At 45.0% G+C, this 21,437-nt stretch carries 18 protein-coding genes; 12 read left to right on the forward strand and 6 right to left on the reverse strand.

Translation table 11 applies throughout. The features are described 5' to 3' along the window. The first annotated feature begins 1 nt into the window (after position 1). From QMA01_RS07790 to QMA01_RS07830, 9 genes are all read left to right on the forward strand, one after another. A complete protein-coding gene (locus QMA01_RS07790; RefSeq protein ID WP_290214679.1) occupies positions 2-670 on the forward strand; it encodes an ABC transporter permease in 669 nt (222 codons plus the stop codon). A gap of 268 nt (positions 671-938) precedes the next feature. Beyond that, positions 939-1,520, forward strand: a complete 582-nt coding sequence (locus QMA01_RS07795) for a VanZ family protein (RefSeq protein ID WP_290214680.1) — start codon at positions 939-941, stop codon at positions 1,518-1,520. A 29-nt stretch (positions 1,521-1,549) separates the two neighbouring features. Next, positions 1,550-2,242, forward strand: coding sequence for a response regulator transcription factor (locus QMA01_RS07800; RefSeq protein WP_191714578.1), 693 nt, complete (start codon positions 1,550-1,552; stop codon positions 2,240-2,242). After that, positions 2,226-3,332: a sensor histidine kinase gene (locus QMA01_RS07805; RefSeq protein WP_225218413.1), complete on the forward strand. Its 1,107-nt coding sequence runs from the start codon at positions 2,226-2,228 to the stop codon at positions 3,330-3,332. Before QMA01_RS07800 ends, QMA01_RS07805 begins: the two co-directional genes overlap by 17 nt. Positions 3,333-3,613: 281 nt before the next feature. Continuing rightward, a complete protein-coding gene (locus tag QMA01_RS07810) occupies positions 3,614-5,527 on the forward strand; it encodes a PTS mannitol transporter subunit IICBA (protein WP_290214681.1) in 1,914 nt (637 codons plus the stop codon). Between the two features lie 96 nt (positions 5,528-5,623). Next, positions 5,624-7,711 (forward strand): BglG family transcription antiterminator, encoded by a 2,088-nt coding sequence (locus tag QMA01_RS07815; protein WP_290214682.1) that lies wholly within the window; start codon positions 5,624-5,626, stop codon positions 7,709-7,711. Positions 7,712-7,715: 4 nt separating this feature from the next. After that, positions 7,716-8,855: a mannitol-1-phosphate 5-dehydrogenase gene (locus tag QMA01_RS07820; RefSeq protein ID WP_290214683.1), complete on the forward strand. Its 1,140-nt coding sequence runs from the start codon at positions 7,716-7,718 to the stop codon at positions 8,853-8,855. Positions 8,856-9,206: 351 nt separating this feature from the next. Then, positions 9,207-10,706: a malate:quinone oxidoreductase gene (locus QMA01_RS07825; RefSeq protein ID WP_191714582.1), complete on the forward strand. Its 1,500-nt coding sequence runs from the start codon at positions 9,207-9,209 to the stop codon at positions 10,704-10,706. Positions 10,707-10,835: 129 nt separating this feature from the next. Beyond that, a complete protein-coding gene (locus QMA01_RS07830; RefSeq protein ID WP_290214684.1) occupies positions 10,836-11,477 on the forward strand; it encodes an O-methyltransferase in 642 nt (213 codons plus the stop codon). Between the two features lie 59 nt (positions 11,478-11,536). On the opposite strand, the gene QMA01_RS07835 is transcribed toward QMA01_RS07830, so the two are convergent. The 4 genes from QMA01_RS07835 to glcT all read right to left on the reverse strand — a co-directional run bounded on the left by QMA01_RS07835 (position 11,537) and on the right by glcT (position 16,138). Further along, positions 11,537-12,079 carry an ECF transporter S component gene (locus tag QMA01_RS07835; protein ID WP_203340352.1) on the reverse strand — a complete coding sequence of 181 codons (543 nt, stop codon included), beginning with the start codon at positions 12,077-12,079 and terminating at the stop codon, positions 11,537-11,539. Between the two features lie 97 nt (positions 12,080-12,176). After that, positions 12,177-12,998: an endonuclease/exonuclease/phosphatase family protein gene (locus QMA01_RS07840; protein ID WP_290214686.1), complete on the reverse strand. Its 822-nt coding sequence runs from the start codon at positions 12,996-12,998 to the stop codon at positions 12,177-12,179. A gap of 97 nt (positions 12,999-13,095) precedes the next feature. Continuing rightward, positions 13,096-15,132 carry a glucose-specific PTS transporter subunit IIBC gene (gene ptsG / locus QMA01_RS07845; RefSeq protein WP_290214687.1) on the reverse strand — a complete coding sequence of 679 codons (2,037 nt, stop codon included), beginning with the start codon at positions 15,130-15,132 and terminating at the stop codon, positions 13,096-13,098. Positions 15,133-15,295: 163 nt separating this feature from the next. Next, entirely contained in the window at positions 15,296-16,138 is an 843-nt protein-coding gene (gene glcT / locus QMA01_RS07850; protein ID WP_191714587.1) for a glucose PTS transporter transcription antiterminator GlcT, read from the reverse strand. Between the two features lie 251 nt (positions 16,139-16,389). On the opposite strand from glcT, the gene QMA01_RS07855 reads away from it, so the two are divergent. After that, positions 16,390-17,271, forward strand: coding sequence for a Cof-type HAD-IIB family hydrolase (locus tag QMA01_RS07855; protein WP_191714588.1), 882 nt, complete (start codon positions 16,390-16,392; stop codon positions 17,269-17,271). Positions 17,272-17,417: 146 nt separating this feature from the next. Here the strand turns inward: QMA01_RS07855 and QMA01_RS07860 are convergent, their stop codons facing one another. Both QMA01_RS07860 and QMA01_RS07865 read right to left on the reverse strand, forming a co-directional pair. Beyond that, the gene (locus QMA01_RS07860; RefSeq protein WP_290214688.1) at positions 17,418-18,392 is read right to left on the reverse strand and encodes a cation diffusion facilitator family transporter; all 975 of its coding nucleotides are present in this window, start codon (positions 18,390-18,392) and stop codon (positions 17,418-17,420) included. A gap of 167 nt (positions 18,393-18,559) precedes the next feature. Beyond that, positions 18,560-19,819 (reverse strand): YeeE/YedE family protein, encoded by a 1,260-nt coding sequence (locus QMA01_RS07865; protein ID WP_290214689.1) that lies wholly within the window; start codon positions 19,817-19,819, stop codon positions 18,560-18,562. 228 nt (positions 19,820-20,047) lie between these two features. Between QMA01_RS07865 and mnmH the strand changes: the two genes are divergently transcribed. Further along, a complete protein-coding gene (gene mnmH, locus QMA01_RS07870) occupies positions 20,048-21,097 on the forward strand; it encodes a tRNA 2-selenouridine(34) synthase MnmH (protein ID WP_203340345.1) in 1,050 nt (349 codons plus the stop codon). 70 nt (positions 21,098-21,167) lie between these two features. Further along, complete coding sequence (locus QMA01_RS07875) at positions 21,168-21,308, forward strand: hypothetical protein (RefSeq protein ID WP_290214690.1); 141 nt, start codon at positions 21,168-21,170, stop codon at positions 21,306-21,308. Positions 21,309-21,437: the final 129 nt, after the last annotated feature.

Consider the following 21,437-nt stretch of genomic DNA (forward strand, 5'->3'; position numbering starts at 1 on the left):
AATGAAAAGAATGAATTTGCCGGGCGTCGCTTTGGCGTTCGTCTTGATCAATGCAGCGATTGTCGGCATGCTCTTGTTGTTGGGGACGGAGCCGGACGCTGTAGAAGAGTTTTTTTCAAGTGCTGAAGACATCATGATGCTGATTGAACTGCTCGTAGTCGCTGCTTTTGTCATTTATGCCTCGGTCCTGCTATCTACTATGATCATTGAAGAATTTAAAAATAAAACAATTACCGTCCTATTTATGTACCCGGTCAGCCGAAAGAAAGTGCTGCTGGCTAAGCTGATCATCATCAGTTTGCTGACTTTTTTTTTCGTCATCGCTTCGGTGATCATTGTGTTTTACAGCTTTTCCATTTTTAATGGGATGTATTCGTTCACTCCGGTTGTATTACCGTCCGCTCTGCTGGGAGAATACGCCATCCACCTGATCGTTATAGCTATTGCTTGTGCCAGTTTGTCATTAATCCCCTTGTTTTTTGGCATGATGAAGTACTCTGTTCCGGTGACGATCGTCTCCTCGGTTTTAATCGTGGCGCTTTTGTCTTCATCTGTCGATCCGGCAGGCACCAATCTGCTCTCCTATACAGCTGTCCCTCTTTTGCTTGGAATTGTTGGATTCTTTGCAGCGACTTTGGTGGTAGGCAGAGCCGTAAGGCAAGATTTTTAAAAGAAAACATGAATGAGAATGCTTTGAGGTTTTACATTCCAGTGATCTCCATAAATTGGCCGATCCAAAAACACATCAATCATAAAGAAGCAATTCTTTGGCCGTCAAATGGCTAAAGAATTGCTTTTTTTTTATTTTCAACATTAACTAATCCTTTCTCTTTTCTTAAGAAAAACTTTAAAAATGCTGATTATACTTTAGTTATCCTTTGAAAGAAGGCATGCCAGCTACAAGGCGAATAACATAATCACTGCTAGGAGGAAGAAATATGAATGATTCCATCATCTTCACCATCAATTCGAGTTCCATTTTGTTGCCGTTATTTTTTATTTTTCTGATCTATTTGCTGGTTTCCACCTTTTTCAAAAGGAATTATTATGGAATGGGCCAATTTACGCTGGTGCTGTCTTTCGCCATTTATTTATTGAGTATGCTGCATTTGGTGATTTTTCCGATTGAAGTGAATCTGGGTGAATACCGCAACCTGACCCCATGGTATAAAGCGGCTAACTTTATTCCGATTCTAACGATTGATGTAAAGACTTTTGTGTTGAACGTCATCATGCTGGTGCCATTCGGCATGTACCTGCCATTTTTGAACCGGAAAATCCAATCTATTAAACAGGCGGCTCGCCTTGGGTTTTATGTCAGCTTATCATTCGAACTCACTCAATTAGTGATTAGGATCTTGCTCGGAAGCGGAAGAAGTACAGATATCAATGATTTGATTGCGAATACATTAGGCGCTGTGATAGGGTTTTTACTAATAAGAAAAGTTTCGAAAATTTCATTGGCTCAATCCGTTTTCCATAAATTCAGCTTGGAAAAAAGAGCTGGAATAAATCGCTAGGACGGATTTTGCAGAGGAGAGGAACGAAAGTGAGCCAAACTGTTTTAATTGTGGACGATGACCGTGATATTGCGAGGCTGGCAGAGATCTATCTGAAAAACGAAGGATATTCTGTCCTTCAGGCGCAGGATGGGATAGAGGCGTTGGCAGTCATCGATCGTGTCCCTGTCGACTTGATTGTTTTGGATATTATGATGCCCCGCATGGATGGCATGGAATTCTGCCGGCAAGTGCGGAGCGATAGCCAGGTGCCGATTCTCATGCTGAGCGCCAAAGTGCAGGACATGGACAAAATCACGGGCCTCATGACAGGCGCCGATGACTATATGACGAAACCGTTTAATCCGTTGGAATTGAATGCCCGGGTAAAAGGCTTGCTTCGGCGCGCAAACTACATTCCGTCCGGCAAAGAGCATGCAAGCCTCCAGATCGGTTCCTGGATCATCGACAAAAAAGGCCATCAGGCCAGTATCCATGGCAAAGAAATCAAATTGACTTCCAGTGAATTCGATATCCTTTATTTGCTGGCTAAAAATCAAGGCACTGTCTTCAGTTCGGAGGAAATCTTTAAGCAATTGTGGCAGGAGGACAGTATGGGTTCAAATAAAACAGTCATGGTGCACATTAAGAATCTTCGGGACAAGATGCAGGCAGCCAGTCCCGGGGATGCGCTGATTCAAACTGTTTGGGGAGTAGGCTATAAAATTGAAAAAAGTCATTAAATTTATTCCCGTTTGGAAATTGCTGTTGTATGTTGTCCTGGCACTCTTATTGACAGCGGGAACAGCCCAAATGCTTCTCTATGCCTTATTTTTTCTGGAAACTCAATCTTCCCGTATCGCACAGTTCATCGAATTAAGCGGCACGTTTGGTTTAGTGCCTTTCATCATCTTGTGTATTCTGCCCTTTACTTTGTTTTTATCTCTTTTTTATCTTTACGAACGGCAGAACTATACAGAAAGCATGATGAAGAAGTTGATGGGTGAAATGGAAAGCATCGCAGACGGACGCTTTGCTCAGGAAATGACAATGGAAGACGATGGACTGATAGGAGAATTAGCCGCAAAAGTAAATCAGCTCCTTCTGCAATTGGACCAAGCGAAAAACGAGCAAAAAAAGGCAGCTGAAGTAAAAAATGATTTAATCACCAATGTGGCCCATGATCTCCGCTCACCATTAACATCCATTGTCGGCTACTTGGACTTGATCAACGAAGATCGGTATAAAAGTGAAGTGGAGCTTAGGTATTACATTCAGATCATCCATCAGAAATCCCACGAGCTCAACCAGTTGCTCAATGATTTATTCGAGTACACCTTGGTGCAGAATAAAGAGGCACTGATCAATCGAGTACCGATTAATTTGGAAGAAATGCTGAACCAATTAGCCGTCCAGTTTCAATTCCAACTGAAAGAAGCGGGTATGGAACTTCGGCAGCACGGTGCATTCACAGAAAACCCCTTTGTTATGGGAGAAGGAATAAAATTGGCCAGGGTGTTTGAAAATTTGATTCAAAACGCCATCCGCTACGGCAAACAAGGAAAGTATATCGATCTGTCAGCAACCGAATCAGAAAATCTCATTCAAATTGAAATTGCGAATTACGGCCAACCCATTCCAAGCAGCGATTTGCCCTATTTGTTTGAACGATTCTATCGGGTTGAAAAATCACGTTCCCAGTCTACAGGCGGTTCAGGATTAGGCTTAGCTATCGTAAAAAGCATCTTGGATCTGCACGATGGCCAGATCCACGCAACAAGTGCATTCGATAAAACTGCTTTTGTCGTCACGCTTCCTAAAAAGAGTGAGTAAACCTTTGCATCGGTGCAAAAAACCACGAAAAAAGACTGTCCTATCGTCATGCTTCAGGCGAAAGGGCGGTCTTTTTCTGTAAAACAACAAGCTTGTCACGACAAGCCCGACAAAGTTGACTTTCCTTATTATTGAATACGCTTCCATTTAAGCGCTATGATAAAGGAACATCATAAGAAGTGAAAAATTAGAAAGCGACCGTCTTAATTAAATGAGTTGCAACGGCAGTCGCGCTTATCCGTTTAGAGTAATTACCTAAAAACTTAAAAGGAGAGGATCACATGAACGATTCACAAATGAAAGTTCGGGTACAAAAGTTCGGCAACTTCTTGAGCTCCATGGTTTTACCGAATATTGGTGCGTTTATTGCTTGGGGATTGATCACGGCGTTGTTTATTCCAACCGGATTTTTCCCGAATGAAAAATTCGGCTCATTAGTAGGGCCAATGGTCAACTACATGTTGCCGCTGTTGATCGGGTATACAGGGGGTAGACTCATTCATGGCCAGCGGGGTGGAGTAGTCGGGACGATTGCGACAATGGGCGTCATTGTCGGAGCTCCTGATACACCGATGTTCCTGGGTGCCATGATTATGGGGCCTCTAGGAGCTTATGTCATCAAAAAGTTTGACCAATTGATCGAAGGAAAAGTCCGGACCGGTTTTGAAATGCTGGTCAATAACTTTTCTGCCGGTATTTTGGGTGGGGCACTTGCCCTTCTTGCATTTTCTGGTGTAGGGCCAGCTGTAAGTGCGTTTACCTCAGTTCTTGTTTCAGGGGTGGACTGGTTGTTGGCGGCTGGACTCTTGCCGCTGACCAGCATATTGATCGAACCGGCGAAAATTTTGTTCTTGAATAACGCCATCAACCATGGGGTGTTAACGCCTATCGGACTCGAACAGGTTCAACAAACAGGGAAATCAATCCTGTTCTTGCTTGAAGCAAATCCGGGGCCAGGTCTTGGAGTACTGCTTGGATTTATGTTATTCGGCAAAGGCATCGCGAAACAATCCGCTCCCGGAGCGGCTATCATTCATTTCTTCGGAGGAATTCATGAAATCTATTTCCCGTATGTATTGATGAAGCCAATGTTATTGCTGGCTGTCATCTTCGGCGGAATGAGCGGAGTGTTTACGCTTGTCTTAATGGGCGGCGGACTGGTCGCACCAGCTTCCCCAGGAAGCATTTTGGCTATTGCAGCGGTGACACCGCCTGAAGGAATGGCGTATGTAGCGAACTTTGCTGCCGTCATTGTGGCAACAACCGTCTCATTCCTCATTTCAGCAGTCGTCTTGAAATCAAGCAAACAGACAGATGAAGACATGGAAGAAGCAACGAAGAAAATGGAACAAATGAAAGGCAAAAAGAGTTCTATTTCCCGGGAAATAACGTCGCCCGCAACTGCTGGCAACGATGTTTTTCCGGAAAATGTGCAAAAAATCGTCTTTGCCTGCGATGCTGGAATGGGATCGAGTGCCATGGGCGCATCACTTCTTCGAAAAAAGGTAAAAGAAGCGGGATTCGGTGTAACAGTGACCAATACGGCAATCAGTACGATTCCAACAGATTCCCAAATCGTCATTACGCAGGAAAAATTAACACCGCGTGCCGAAAGCAAGGTGCCGGATGCTTACCATATTTCTGTTGATAATTTCCTGTCGAGTCCTGAGTACGATGCATTGATTGATCGTCTGCAAAACGGTGTGACGGAAGAGCAAAACGAGCTGGTTGCAGAAAGCGAAGCGGCAGTTCCGCACACAGAGGAAGACGACCAGCTGTTGTTGGAGGAAAACGTCTATTTGGGGCAGAAGTTCCGGACGAAAGAAGAGGCGATCCGATTTGCAGGCCAAGCATTGGTCAGAGGCGGATATGTCGAAGAGTCCTATGTAGATGAAATGATGAAACGAGAAGAAATCACGACAACATACATGGGCAATAACGTCGCCATTCCGCATGGCACGGAAGAAGCCAAGAAATCTGTTCTTAAATCAGGCTTTACTGTTGTTCAGGTGCCAAATGGAGTAGACTTTAATGGAGAAAGTGCAAAAATGATTTTCGGCATCGCCGGAAAAGACGGCACGCATTTGGAAATCCTTTCAGGAATCGCCGTCATTTGCGCTGAACAGGAAAACGTGGACCAATTGGTGAATGCTAAATCAGCCAAAGAGTTAATCGCCATCATCAACAGCAATTAAATAGCGACAATGGAAAGGCGGGGATTCCTGCCTTTTTGTTCTATTTACATTTCCGGGTCCGGCAGAAGGCATTCTAAAGTGAAATGAGTGAGATGAATGTTTATCACATTTAGGGAAAAGTCCATTATCGAATTGATTGTCAGGACCTCGGGCCAGCATACCGTACAATCGCTGTCTTCCTATTTGGCCGTCAGTGCCCGGACCATCCAACGGGATTTGAAATCAATCGGAAAAATGCTGAAGGATTTTGATTTAACCGTCCAGCGTACGGCAGAAGAAGGTCTTTTTATTGCAGGGAAAAACGAACAGGTCTACCGGCTGATACAAAATTTGATCAGCGTCAGCCCGGCAGATGAAACTCCCGAAGAGAGAAAGCTGAAATTGCTGATCATTTTAATGGAGGAAGGCCCCTTTTTTAAAAAACAGGTGCTGGCCGGCCAATTGGGAATCAGTACGGCCACTTTAACGGCTCATTTGGAGGATTTAACCACATGGTTGCAGAAGTTCTTTATTGAAGTGTCGATAACGAGAGGCGTCGGAGTGGAAGTAGAGGGCACGGAAGCCAACAAACGCCATGCCATAAGCAATTATGTTCTCGCTTATTTTTATGAAGAAATGGTCGAATGCCTGTATTTTCTTCAACAAGGGAAAAAGCAGGAAGAGAAAATCCTTAGTTATTTTTCGCCGGACTACCTGGCTGCTGTCGATGAACTGGTGAATCGAAAAATCAATAAAGAACAAAACCGGTTGGCGGATAGCGATTATATGGGACTGGTCGTTTACAGTTGCCTGGCTCTTCAGCGGACACAGGCCGGATTCCTGCTGGATCAGGCAGACGGAATCGAAAATGATTCCGGCAATGAGTACCAATTGATGGAAGAGATTTGCAATGAATTGAAAGAGCGTCTGCGCATCCAGCTAAGTAAGGCCGATGTCCATTTTTTATCGGTGATTTTAAAAGGCTCGAAAGTACAGGAGGCTGACTTGGCCTATTATGACAATGTACTGCTTGGGCGTCTGATCAAAAACCTGATCCTCGATGTTTCGGAGCAGCTGCATGTCGACTTGGTGAATGATTTCTCGTTGTATCAAGGGCTTCTTGCGCATATGGGTCCTTCCATTTTTCGTTTAAAGCAGCACCTTGAATCGTTCAATCCTTTGACGGACGAAATCAGACGGAAATATCCGGTATTGTTTATGGCGGTCAAGCAAGGGTTGGAAAATGAATTCAAGGACTTGGCGTTTTCCGCAGATGAGACAGCCTTTATTGTCCTGCATTTCGGTTCGGCTTTACTGATGAACGAGGAGCAGGTTCGGATTAATGCAGTCGTTATTTGTCCGACAGGCATCGGGACCTCCAAGATGCTCGCAAGCCGGATCCAAAAAGAGCTCCCTGAAATCAATTCAGTGGAAGTGCTATCGCTCAATGATTTCCAAAAAACGCATTTTCAAAATTACGACCTGGTAATCTCGACAATCCGGCTGCCTGTTGCCGAAGTCGATTATATTATGGTCAGCCCTTTGCTGAGTGACAGGGATATCGGCTATATTGAAAGCTATTTGCAGAATAACGTGGAAAAGCTAACCAGCAACAAGCATTATTTGAATCCTAAAGATTTGCCCGAAGCACAAGCCGCTAGCAACCAGCCTACTATACAAACTATGCTGCGGGAAATAAAAGAAGTACAAAGCAGCATGGAAGCGATCCTGGCCAATTTTAAAGTCATCCACACACCGTTGGCAAAAGATCATTGGGAAGTGTTGCAGGAAGTGGTTGAAATGGCCGAAGCGGCTGGATTGCTAACGGATATAGCCGCGGCCATGCTGGAACTGAAAGAGCGGGAGAAGAAAGGCGGATTAGGCATTCCGGATACCCATATGGCGCTTTTCCATTGCCGGGAAGATTCGGTTCAAGAGCTGCTCTTTCAAGTGATCCATTTGGAGGTGCCCCTTACCGTTAAAGGGATGGATGGAGAAGACATGCAGATGAAGAACCTGCTGCTCATGCTGGCTCCTGAAAAGCTGACGGCCAAAGAGCAGGAAGTGCTCAGTTTGATCAGCACCAGCCTCATTGAAAGTGATGGATCGAGGATGATTTTTTCATCTTCCAATGAAAAGGCAATTCGGCAAAAACTAGAGCATATTTTCTTGGAATACCTACAAAATAATTTGATAAAGGGATGATTAGATGAGACAAACCGTTCATTTTGGAGCAGGAAACATTGGCAGAGGATTTATTGGGGCTTTATTTTCCGAATCAGGCTATCACGTGACCTTCGTGGATGTGGCCGAACAAGTCATCAATAAGCTCAATGAAGAAAAAGGCTACCAGGTGAAGCTTGCTCAATCACAGGAAGAAACGATCAGCATCGGAAATGTTTCAGGCATCAACAACATGACACATGAAGATGACGTCATTGAAGCAATCCAACAGGCTACGTATTTGACCACAGCGATCGGCCCGAATATCCTGCCGAGAATCGCACCGCTGATCGCCCGCGGGTTGGCTAAACGTGTGGCAGCAACAGATGACAAACTCTACGTTATCGCTTGTGAAAATCAAATTGGCGCAACGGATATCCTGAAACAGCATATACTGGATAATCTTGATGAAGAGACGAAGAACCAGTTGGAAGGAAAGGTCTATTTCTTCAACTCAGCCGTTGACCGCATTGTGCCGATACAGGATCAAAGTTCATTGGACGTTTTGGTTGAACCGTATTACGAATGGGTCGTGGAAACGGCAGAAGACATTCCACAGGTAACGGGCATGAAAATGGTGGCAGACCTTGCACCGTTCATCGAACGGAAGTTGTTTACCGTGAATACAGGACATGCCGTCATTGCATATCTTGGTTATCTGGCAGGAAAATCGACGATCGACGAAACCTTGGCTGATGAGGAAATCGTCACGCAGGTAAGAGAAACGCTGAAAGAAACCGGGGCGTACTTGATGAAGGAATACGGCCTTGATGAAGAAGAGCATCTCGCTTACATCAATAAAAACATTGAGCGTTTTAAAAATGCCTACCTCAACGACGGCGTCACCCGAGTGGGACGTGCGCCTATCCGGAAGCTGGGTCCTGAAGACCGCCTGATCCGTCCGGCAACGCAGGCGCAAAAAGCAGGCTTGCCTTACACGCATTTAGCCAAGGCAATTGCAGCTGCGCTATTGTTCGACCATCCAGAAGATGAAGAGGCAATGAAGATACAAGAGATGATCCGTGAAACGGGTCCAGAAGGTGTCCTGAAAACAATCAGTGGCCTGTCGGAAGACAGCGATATAACCAAAGAAGTGGTGCGTCAGTATAAGACATTCCAAGGCTGACAATAGGTGTCAATAAAAGCTGGATTTCCATAACAAAATAGATTCTATAGTGTGCTGAAAAGATACAATAGCCGCTTTATAAAAGAAAGCCCAAATGCTGACATTCTGGAGAATGACTGCATTTGGGCTTTTCAGGCTTAATTCCTCTTAAAACGGGCATCTTTCTTTTTTAGCTTTAGCACTTGAGGTATAATAAACAGGCAAAATCAAATGGGTATAATCCGGAAATATGATATAATTATATAATTGAAGCAGAAAAGGTGTGTTTTTTGGTTGTACCTGGCTTTTTGTATTATTTGATCAGGAGCAAGCTGCACCTATTTGCAAATATACGGGATAAGGAAGGTTATAATGGACAACCTACAGAAAAAAAGAAACGTCATCTTAATCGGTGCTGGCGTCATGAGTGCGACTTTAGGGTCTATGCTCAAGGAATTGGCACCAGACTGGAACATCAAAGTATTTGAAAAGCTTGAAAAAGCAGGGTCTGAAAGTTCCAATGAATGGAATAACGCAGGAACAGGACATGCTGCACTTTGTGAGCTTAACTATACACCGGAACAGGCTGACGGCTCGATCGACATCAAAAAAGCCATCAACATCAACGAGCAGTTCCAACTTTCAAGACAATTTTGGTCTTTCCTTGTAAACAACAAACGCATCAGCAATCCGCAGGACTTCATCATGTCGATTCCTCATATGAGTATGGTTCAGGGAGAAGATAACGTTCGTTTCCTGAATAACCGATTTGAAGCATTATCAGCCAGCCCTTTGTTCAAAGGCATGGAATATTCAGCTGATCCTGCAATATTGAAAGAATGGATTCCGCTTATCATGGAAGGCCGTCCTTCTGGTGAAGCGATTGCTGCTACAAAAATCGACTCCGGGACTGACGTCAACTTTGGCGCTTTGACGGAAATGCTGTTTGACCACTTGAAAGAAGAGCAAGTCGAAATCAATTACAAACATGCCGTAAAAGACATTAAACGCAGCAGTGACAGCACTTGGGAAGTGAAAGTGCAGGACCTTGAAAACGATAAAATTGAATACCATAACGCTGACTTCGTCTTTATCGGCGGCGGTGGCGGAAGCTTGCCATTGCTTCAGAAAACAGGCATTCCAGAATCCAAGCATATCGGCGGATTCCCGGTAAGCGGACTGTTCCTGGTCTGCAACGACCCTGAAATCGTTGAGCAGCATCATGCAAAAGTATACGGAAAAGCGAAAGTCGGAGCTCCACCAATGTCCGTACCACATTTGGATACACGTTTTATCGACAACAAGAAATCTTTGCTGTTCGGGCCATTTGCAGGATTCTCTCCAAAATTCCTGAAAACAGGATCGAATATGGACTTGATCGGATCTGTAAAACCGAACAACGTCTTCACGATGCTGGCTGCAGGAGCAAAAGAATTGTCATTGACGAAATACCTTGTTCAGCAAGTCATGCTGTCAAATGAGAAACGCGTAGAAGAATTGCGTGAATTCATTCCGACTGCCAAACTTGAAGACTGGGATGTAGTCGTAGCAGGCCAACGTGTTCAAGTAATCAAGGACACGGATAAAGGCAAAGGCACTTTGCAGTTCGGTACAGAAATTGTAACGGCTGCCGATGGCTCGATTGCTGCATTGCTGGGAGCTTCTCCAGGTGCATCCACAGCTGTACATGCGATGCTGGAAATCTTCCAAAGATGTTTCCCGGATCATGTTGGCGAATGGGAACCGAAGATTAAAGAAATGGTTCCGTCGTATGGAATGTCCTTGTCTGAAAACCCGGATCTTCTTCAGGAAATCCATACTTCAACTGCGAAAGCACTTCAATTGGACGAAAAAAGCCCAATCGAAATATGATAATACCCAAAGCCCCTTGCATCAAATCTGATGCAAGGGGCTTTTTTTGGACAGTTGCGAATGCAAAGAGCTACAATTCAATTTATACATGGTTAAAAAAGTAAATTAACAAAAAAGGAGTTTCTGAGCATGAAAAAAATCAATCAATACATTGAGACTGTTTTCACTGAACAAGATTCAGTATTGGAAGGGGTCATCTCTTCTATTGAAGAAAAAGGCATGCCATCGATTTCCGTATCACCGTCATCCGGAAAACTGCTGACGATGCTGGTTTCGGTCGCGGGCGCCAAAAACGTATTGGAGATCGGGGCGCTTGGCGGGTATAGCGGCATTTGCCTGGCGCGCGGATTCAACAGTCCTGAAGGGCAGCTGACTTCCTTGGAGCTTGAAGAACAGTATGCTGAACTGGCCCAAAGCAATCTAACGAAAGCCGGGTTTGGTGAACAGGTTTCGTACATGACTGGTGCGGCTTTAGAGAACCTCGGCAAACTGGCCGCAGAAAACCGGAAGTTTGATTTCTTCTTTATCGATGCAGACAAAGTGAACTACGAAAATTACTTGAATGGCTGCCTGAAGCTGGCAGAGCCTGGTGCATTAATCGTAGCGGACAACGTATTGGCAAGAGGGACGGTCGCAGATGACGCAGCTGAAACGAGCCGTCATACCGAAGTGATGAGGGCATTCAACCAGGTCGTGGCAAACCATCCTCAGCTCGAATCCTTATTGATTCCAATAGGGGACGGCCTGACCGTATCGAAAGTAAAGAACTGAAAAAAAGAGCGTGTCTGAATTTCAGACACGCTCTTTTTTGAATAGCTTCGCATAAAAGCTTATTTAAAAAACGGAGTTTTCTTTAAAGCGACGGCTACTGGGATCGCGATGATCAGTCCAACTGTATTTTGGACAAGATTTCCGGGGATCGAAGCGGCCGGAATAATCCAGCTGCTGAAAATGATGGCTTCACCGAGGTAGTAAATAGCTACCATTAAAGGGATTGAAACGACAGCGGCTAAAATATTGAAACCTGTGCTGCCGCCTTTTCTGCCCCCGGACCACGCAATCTTTCCGACCAGGTAACCCTGCAGGCCGCGCGCTAAGAAGGTGATCGGTGCCCATAAAGTCCAGCCGGAAACCAAATCGAACAGCCCCATGCCGATCGCACCGGCAATCATTCCTTTTTTAGGGCCAAACAAGATGGCAATGACGAAAAGCATGGCGGTCCCGAGATGGACAAGCCCGCCATTTGCTGCAATCGGCAGGCGGATGTTCAATAACAAAGTAGCGACAAAGACAAGTGCAATGGCCATAGAGCTTAAAATCAAATCAAAAGTACGGGAATTGGCTGCGGGTGAATAGCTGGTTGTTTTCTGCATTATTGGTTACCTTCCTATCTTTTCTTTTTCAGATAAGATTAGCAGAGGACTGAACCAGTTGAAAGTGCCAATTCTGAACAAAACTTAGGGGTCAGTTTTAAATTGACTGGGATGATTCTGATTCTTCAGGAATACGCACTTCAACTTCTACGCCGAAATGGTCGGAGAGGATGGACTTATTCCGGTTGTTGAAAATGACTTTGGACGACAGCACCGGGAAGGGTTTACTCATTAAAATCAAGTCGATGCGCAGGTCTTGCTTATTGTCATTCCATCCAGTAATTTTCCCTTCAACAGTAGTTCCCTGATCTTTCTGAACGGCCAACTCATACGTATCGTAAAGGCCGTGGCTGATCAAGTAATCATAGCCCTCTCCCCGCAGCGCAGCGCTGTTGTTGAAGTCACCCATCAGAAAAACAGGTGAATCAGTTTCCATCTGCTGCAAAAGCCTGTCTGCCTGCTGTTTGAAAGGTTCTTCTTCGTCTGTCCACCAGCCCATATGGCAGGAATAGAAGGACATTGGAAGCCCGCAAAAGTCGATTTGGGCACCGATGATTTTGCGCGTTTTCCAATAAGTGCTGTCTGTGCTTAAGCTGACGAAAAAGGATTCCTCTTTACTGATTGGGTATTTCGTCAATATCGCGACGCCTTCTTCATAGATGCCATAAACCAGATGCGAAAAACTCCAAACAAATGAATAATCGTGGACACCAATTTTTTCAAGTTCCTCCAGCAGTTTGATGCCGTAATTATCCTTTTTGATATCTCCGTAAAGCAGTTCGGCATCAATCGATTGATTGACTTCCTGAAGCGCGATGACGTCATAGGCTTTTTCTTTGATGGTATCTGCCAAATACCGTATTTTTTCAAGTTGATTTTCTTCGTGCCAGGCATGGCAGTTCAAGGTCAAGAGTTTCATCTGTTACAGCTCCTCCATTTAATCATTTATAAAGTAAAGCCCGGCTGCATACGGAATTTTTTCGAATACAGCCGGGCTTTTAAAGGGTCTTTCTAAATTAAACGACAGGCTCCCCATGTACAATTTCCATGATGTCCATATCTTTAGCTGCTATTGAGCCGGACTTTTTAAGCTTGATCGATTGGCCTTCTTCAAGGTTCGTGAAGACAACTGGCGTAATGATGGACGACGCGTTTTTAGCGATGTAATCCAAGTCCATTTCCATCAGAAGCTGTCCCTGTTCAACAATATCGCCTTGTTCAATATGTGAAGTGAAACCTTCACCTTTCAAATTGACTGTATCGATACCGATGTGGATCAGAATTTCTGTGCCGTTGTCTGCCGCGATGCCAATGGCATGTTTGGTAGGGAAGACCGTAACGACTGTGCCGTTTACCGGAGAAAAGACTTTTCCTTCTGCCGGTTTGATGGCAAACCCATCTCCAACCATCTTGCCTGAGAATACCTGATCAGGTACTTCTGAAATCGGCAGGAGTTCACCGGTAATCGGGCTGTTGAATTCTAAAGGTGTTTCTGTAGCCGCTGCTGTTTCAGCAGGAGCGGCTGTTTTTGTTGCTGCACGAGGCTTTTTGCCGCTGATGATGTCTTGCATTTGGCCACGCAAGCTGTCGGAGACAGGTCCGAAAATAGCCTGGATGTTATTGCCGACTTCCATAACACCGGATGCACCAAGTTTTTTCAATCTGTTTTTATCAACATTGCCTTTGTCTGCTACGCTGACACGGAGACGCGTGATACATGCATCCAAATGGGTGATGTTTTCTTGTCCGCCCATAGCGGCAAGGATTTCGTATGGCAATTCGCCAACTTCTCCTGTTTCTTCATCGCCTTCTTCATCTTCTTCACGTCCAGGCGTCATCAAATTGAATTTCTTGATGGCAAAACGGAAACCGAAGTAGTAGATGACCGAGAACACAAGACCGACGACGATGACCCAGAACCATTCAGTTCTGCCAGGCATGACCCCGAAGAGCAGGAAGTCGATCAGTCCACCGGAGAATGTCATACCGATTTTAACGTTTAACAAGTGCATCGTCATGAACGACAGACCCGCGAAAACTGCGTGAATACCGAACAGAACAGGTGCAACAAACAAGAATGAGAACTCAAGTGGCTCTGTGATCCCTGTAAGGAATGATGTCAAAGCACCTGAAAGCATGATGCCGCCGACAATTTTCTTTTTCTCAGGGCGTGCACAATGATAGATAGCAAGTGCCGCAGCCGGAAGGCCGAACATCATGAACGGGAATTTACCGGTCATGAAGGTACCAGCTGTAAAGTCAACGCCGTCTTGCAATTGGGCAAAGAAGATGCGCTGATCGCCGCGGATGATTTCACCTGCAGCATTTGTATATTGGCCAAATTCAAACCAGAATGGTGAGTAGAAAATATGGTGCAAACCAAAAGGAATCAATGAACGTTCAATGGTTCCGAAAACGAATGCTGCAAGCGTACGGTTTGTTTCCAGCATAAAGTGGGACAATGCGTTCAAACCGGTTTGAGCGAATGGCCAAACCAGGAACATAACGATTCCAAGAAAAACAGCAGAGAACGCAGTAATAATCGGAACAAAGCGTTTGCCTGCAAAGAATCCTAAAAACTGTGGCAATTGGATATTGAAGAACTTATTGTACATAAACGCTGCCAGAACACCGACGATAATCCCGCCGAAGACTCCGGTTTGCAATGTAGGAATGCCCAAGACATTGGCATATGCGGGATCAGTGGTCATTTCCATAGTGATTCCGCCAAAGGCTTTCATGGTGACGTTCATAATCAGGTAACCGATGATGGCAGCAAGTCCTGCTACTCCATCACCACCGGCCAGGCCGATCGCGACACCTACTGCGAACAGCAAGGGCAGGTTATCGAAAATAACACCGCCGGCTTCCGCCATAATGAATAATAATTGCTGAATCCAGCCAGCTCCCATAAACGGAACCGCTTCCAAAAACGAATCTTCTGCAAAACTTGTACCGAAAGCCAACAGGATACCGGCAGCCGGCAAGAGTGCAACTGGCAGCATGAGTGCTTTCCCGACTTTTTGCAGCGTGCCGAAAAAATTGAATGACATATAGTTTCCTCCTCGATGGTGCGAATATAAAAAATGGCCAACTGAACACATAATAAAAGGCATGAGCAGAAAAGGAAAAAGTCGATAAAAGGGCAGAAATGTCCTGTTGGTCAACTTTTCATCTTTTCATACTCATGCCTGATCGAATCAGTAACACGTATGGTCAGAATTTATGTGTCAAGCGCTGCAGATGAATCGTCAAATACATGACTTCAGCTTCATCTACGGGCTTATTCAATTGGTTTTGCATAACTTTAATGAGCTTCCAAGCAAGATTATAGCACACCGGATATTCGCTTTTCAACATGGCGGCTAATTTATTTTCTTCTCCCAAAGGCGCCCCTTTATCGGCCCTGTCGATGGCTCGGTGAAGATGCTGGATAAGGCGATGGTAGTCGATATTGTCTTTTTCCAGTTGGATGTCCAGGCTGTCTTCAATGATCTTCACCATTTTTGAAAGAAGCGCATGATACCGGTTGATATCGCGCAGGGACTTGTCTGTAACGGCGCTGTGGATATGCAAGGCGATAAAACCGATTTCCCCTTCAGGAAATGAAACGCCGGTCCGTTCCTCGACTTTTTTCACCACATCTTTGGCTACCAGGTATTCCTTTGGATACAGTGATTCAATTTCAAACAGAAAAGGATTGGAAAATTGAATGTCTTTTTTTGCCCGGTTAATGGCAAAGGCGATATGGTCAGTCAATGCTACGTGGATATGCTCGTTCAATTCCTTACCCATTTTTTCTTCAATGAAAAGCAGCAGCTCATGGATGAAAGCAATCAGCTTTTCTTCGATATAAGGAAGCAAATTGACGTATTGTTCCATTTCCTTTTCGTCTTTCAGCAAAAATGTTTTATCAGCTTCATCAAAAGGGATTGTATCGCCTTTTTTTCGATTAAAACCTAGTCCGTTGCCGATCAGGACGACTTCTTTATAAGCATCGTGGTGGGCAATGACAACATTATTATTCAATATTTTTTGAATGGTCAAGATCTGTTTCATTTCAACCTCCATCTGCCGCCTGGCTTAATGCCGGTCTGACTAGCTTGCACCAATGTTTTTTTCTTATCGGATAAACGATGACTGGCACCGAAAATAAAAATCTGAAAAATTTTGTATCCTTTATTCTACCATTTCTATCCTTTCTGCAATAGGGTTTAATCCGGGCAGAAATAGGCATTCATTGAGTTTAGAAAAAGCAAAGCGTATACTGAGGCTGAATCATTTGTACTTAACGATCAGGAGGTCATACAGTGGCAATCAACCCTAAAGCCATCTTTTTGGATATGGATGGCACCATTTTAAATCATTTTAACGAAGTGAGCCTGGATACGAAAGAAGTTATAGATAAACTGCGAAACGAAGGCATATATGTTTTTGTGGCGACAGGCAGATCCGCAGATGAAGTGGCAGAGATGCTTCCGGAAGGATTTGCGGTGGATGGCATCATCACTGCAAACGGCATGGCGGGATACATTGGAGACGAAGCCGTATTTGAACATTCACTGCCAATGGAGTTGGTGGAAACCATCCTGGCAAAAGCGCGTGAACGCAAAATCTATTACGAGCTGTTCCCGCACGGCAGCAATCGCTTGGTGCTGGAACAGGACAGAGCATTTGTCGAAGCCGCTGTTCGAGATCCAAAACCAGATTCCGTTCAGATCAACGAATGGATTTCCCGCCAAAAAGCGATTGAAGAAGAAATTGAATGGACAGACGAAATAACCGAATCTCATTTTTCGAAATTTTACTTTTTCGCAAGAACCCGTGAGGAAATAAACGATTGGAAAATCGAATTGAAACAGCTGCAAAAAGACATGAAATTCACGATGACTCCATCTTCTCCGCATAATGCCGAAGTCATGGTGGCCGGTATCAATAAAGCATCTGGAATCGAACAGATGCTGGAGCGTTTCGGTTTAACCGGTTGTGAGACATTGGCCATTGGAGACAGCGATAACGATGTCAAAATGTTCGAGTATGTCACGCATGCCGTAGCAATGCAGAATGCAGCAGCACATATCAAGGTTCTGGTGGATGAAGTGACAGAATTTACTTGTGATGAAAACGGCGTCTATCATTACCTGAACACAAAAGTACTGGCTGGCATCAAGGCAAAAGCACCAAGATTGTAAGAGTGGAAGTGAAGGAAAGGAAATTTGACAGATGCCCCCTTGCATAGGTGGATTGCCATTTTGCATTTTCTCATGAAAACAACCCGTTCCAGAAAAGGAAAATCCTTTTCGGAACGGGTTGTTTTTTTGCCATAATATTAGTGTTGTTACTCGTCCAAGGCTTTGTTCCATGTAGGCAGACCATCGTCTTCGTCAAACTCAATGATGATATCAGTGACGTTTTTTACGTTTTCTTTGATTTTTTCTTCGATGTAATCCCGAAGATCATCGGCTTCTGCGATGGTCATTTTGGGATCGACTTCAATCTTCAGTTCAACATGGAGGCTGTCGCCTTCTTTAATAACATCCAAATCCTGAATGTCGTTGATTTGGGGATGCTGCAGGATCCGGGCACCCATTCTGGCCTGCATTTTCACATCGGCAACGCCAAGAGCTCCTGCCGCGTTATCCAAGAAGATGCGGCCGACGACGAAAATAAGAGCGACACCGATAATGATGGAGGCATAGCCGGTAGCACTGTGGAAAGGCGTATAAGTAGAGATGACAATGGCCAGCATCGCAAGAAGTGCTCCGCCGACGGCAACGTTGTCTTCTAAAAAGACCAGTTTCGAAGCAGGGTTGGCACCTTTTACATGCTTATAACTTTCCGGAATTATTTTTAATCCTTTTGTTTGTTCTTTTGGCAAATGTTCTGTAATTTCTTTCATGGCTTTGTAAAGAACAGCAGACTCCAATAGCGCTGCTGCGCCAAGCACACCGATATTCAGCCAGAACCAATCTTCTGAATGGGTGGCATCGGAAATGTGATGGATTCCTTCCACAATGGTTTCATAAGCCAGTACACCGACAATCAATACAGCCCCCAGCAGCACGAGGTTGACCAAGCGTCCGAATCCTCCAGGGAAACGTTCTGTCGGTTCTTTTTTGCTGAACGCAGAACCGATGAAAACGAAAAACTGGTTGGCGGCATCTCCGAAACTGTGCATCATTTCAGCAAACATCGCTACATTTCCGGTAATCAAATAGGCAGCGGTTTTAATAAGAGCAACTACAGTATTGACGATGGCTGCCAATAAAGCCGATTTGGATCCGAACTTCATTAAGCCAAAAAATTCTTTCATAAAGTTTTCTCCTCTCCATTATGGCGTCGATTGGATTTAGCGCTATTTAGTTTATTTCCCTTAAGATGAACATTGAAAACCAAAGGGATCGAAAGGCATCTTATCAAAAAAATCCCACAAAAAAACAGGCGGTCGGGATGTCCCGACCGCCTGTTTTTAAAAGAAATTTAACACACGGAATCATTGGATTTAGGTACCGACAACCCGAACAGAGGGCGGAGGTACAATGCTACAAAGGTTCCGGCTAAGGCCAGGATGCCCCAAATATAACCATGAAGGCTGAATGACGCAATGCCGCCGAAATAAGCACCGATGTTGCAGCCGAATGCCAAACGGGCACCGTAACCCATCATTAGACCACCAATTACAGAAGCGAAGAAGTTGCCTACTTTCACTTTCGTGAATTTGAACAAACCGCCGGCCGCTGAAGCAAGGAAAGCCCCAATGATTACACCGAAGTTCAAAATTGTCGTAGAGTCTGCAAAGATCGAAGACTCGAGCATAGCAGCATTGGCACCTTGCCAATAACCCCAGCTTGCTACATCCACGCCGAACAATTCAGCGATTTTTGAGCCCCAAAGAGCAAATGCCGATGTGATGCCCCAAGGTGTACCGCGGACCATCAATGTTACTGCATTTAATACAGCCAGAACGATCGCCGCTGCAAATAAAGGCCATGAACCGCGGAAAATCCGTTTCCATCCAGAAGCGGATGGAAGAGGTGCCATTTTCGGAGAACGTCTCTTTTTCTCAATAACCAAACTGATCAAAGCGACCAAGCCGAAAATGACAATCGATACAAGCCAAGCACCGCCATAACCGAGTCCGGTTGATGTTGCCAAAGAAATCGGTTCAAACGCCGGCATTTCTTCTGTCCAGAACGGTAAATGGTAAGCACCGACGGTTGTTCCGATAATGAAGAACAGCAATGTCACGAACATGACAGTACGTCCGCCGCCAATGGCATACAAAGTGCCGGAAGCACAGCCGCCGCCAAGCTGCATGCCGATACCGAAGACAAATGCACCGACAACCAGGCTGACGCCTACAGGGGAAACATAGCCTGCCACGCCCGTTCCGAAGAACGAGTAGCCGTACGCTAAAATTGGCGCAAACAAAGTGACTGCCACAGCCAGCATCAGCATATGGGCCCGCATGGCTTGTCCGTTGCCGACCGATGCCAAGCGACGGAATGCAGAAGTGAAGCCGAAGCGTGCATGGAACAAGGTATAGCCAAGCAACAGGCCGATGATCAACAAGATAGGTTGTGAGATATGTTGAGTAGCCAACAAATAAATCGTCAACAAAGCGGCAACGACCAATCCGCCGACGATCAACGAAACTTGAGGGCTGTTTAAAGCTGTATCTTTTCGTGCAACCGGGTCTAGTGCTTCATTGACCGGTTGAACTTTCGTTATAGAAGCCATGAAATCATCCTTTTCTTAGTGAGTTAGTCGGGAATACTCCGTTATCATAATGCCTCAACCTTGCGGTGTCAACGAAAATCGCTCATTTGAATAGGGTAGATACTGGATTTGTAAGTTAAATAATAGAGTGCGTACCAAATCAAAACAAGCAGCCAAAAACGAAAACTGCTCCAGATGGGTGTATACTAATAGAATGATGAAAAAGAGTGCGTGTTTGGAGGAAAATAGATGTTCAGTGATATTGCAGTAGAAGACTTGATTCCGTTAAGTGAAAAGAACAAAATGGTCCTGATCGATGTACGGTCGCCATCTGAATATAAGAATTTCTCGATTCCCGGCAGCATCAATATTCCTTTTTTTGATGATGCAGAGCGGGCGGAAATTGGAACTCTTTATAAACAAGTGAGTGTAGCGGCAGCGAAAGAGCGCGGCCTCGCGATTATATCTGCCAAACTTCCAGAGTTTGTGAAGCAATTTAAACAAGTTGAAGGCAATAAAACGGTATTTTGCTGGCGCGGCGGTATGCGCAGCCGGACAACAGCCACGCTCCTGTCGTTGATGGATGTCCATGTCAGCCGGCTGGAAGGCGGCATCCGTGAATACCGGAGATGGGTTCTCAATCAGCTTGAGCAGTCCGAAGCGCCTTTTAAGGCATATGTGTTGAACGGCCTGACCGGAACGGGCAAAACCCGAATTCTGAAAGCACTGGAAGAGCAAGGGTATCCGGTTATCGATCTGGAAGGGCTCGCCAATCACAAAGGCTCGATTTTTGGGCACATTGGCGTTGAACCCCATAACCAGAAAGTATTCGATTCCTTATTTGTCCAGCAATTTCGGGAACTGGAAAAAGCACCGTTTGTTCTATTTGAAGCTGAAAGTTCACGGATCGGCAAGGTAGTCATCCCCAATTGGGTGATGGAACTGAAAGCCAACAGCATCCAGCTCATCATAGACATGCCGATGGAAGAAAGAATCAAAGAAATCATCGAAGATTATCGTCCTGAAGAATATCAGGATGAGTGCATCGCCGCTTTCCAACGCATCAAAACCCGGATGCCACAGGATGTCTCGAAACAGATTGAAGAGGATCTGGAAACAGGTGAATTTGCTTCTGCTGTGCGTCTGTTGCTGGAGTTTTATTACGATTCCCGCTACAAGCACACCGGCCTTCAATATCCGGACCAGCAAAAGAAAGTACTTCAGGTCCGTAACCTGGAAGAAGCGATCGAAGCGATAAAAGAGCAGATTCCCGAACCTGAAAAGTCTTCGGTAAGCTGAGTCCTATCAAAATTGTAAGCGGGCTGTCCCATAAGGTCATGAAAAATGGCTTTTAGTGGGCAGCCCTTTTTTGCATACAAAAAAGGCGATTGTCCATTTCGACGGACGCTTTCCGCGGGCACGGCCTCAGCCGGTTGCACCGTCTTCACCACGCGCTGTTCCCGCAGGAGTCGCCGTCTCCATTTCCATCCGCCAGAAAGCATCCGCCTAGCGCGCAGAATCTGGTTAAAAATAATGAAATTTATAATCATGCGCTAAAGCATATAAGTATTTTTTAGGTGAATCACAAGTGCAAACTAAAAGTAAGCTGAGTTGATTCACTCCAGGCAGTCAGTGATAA

It is taken from the genome of Planococcus notacanthi, from assembly GCF_030407825.1.
Classification (GTDB): Bacteria; Bacillota; Bacilli; order Bacillales_A; family Planococcaceae; genus Planococcus; species Planococcus notacanthi.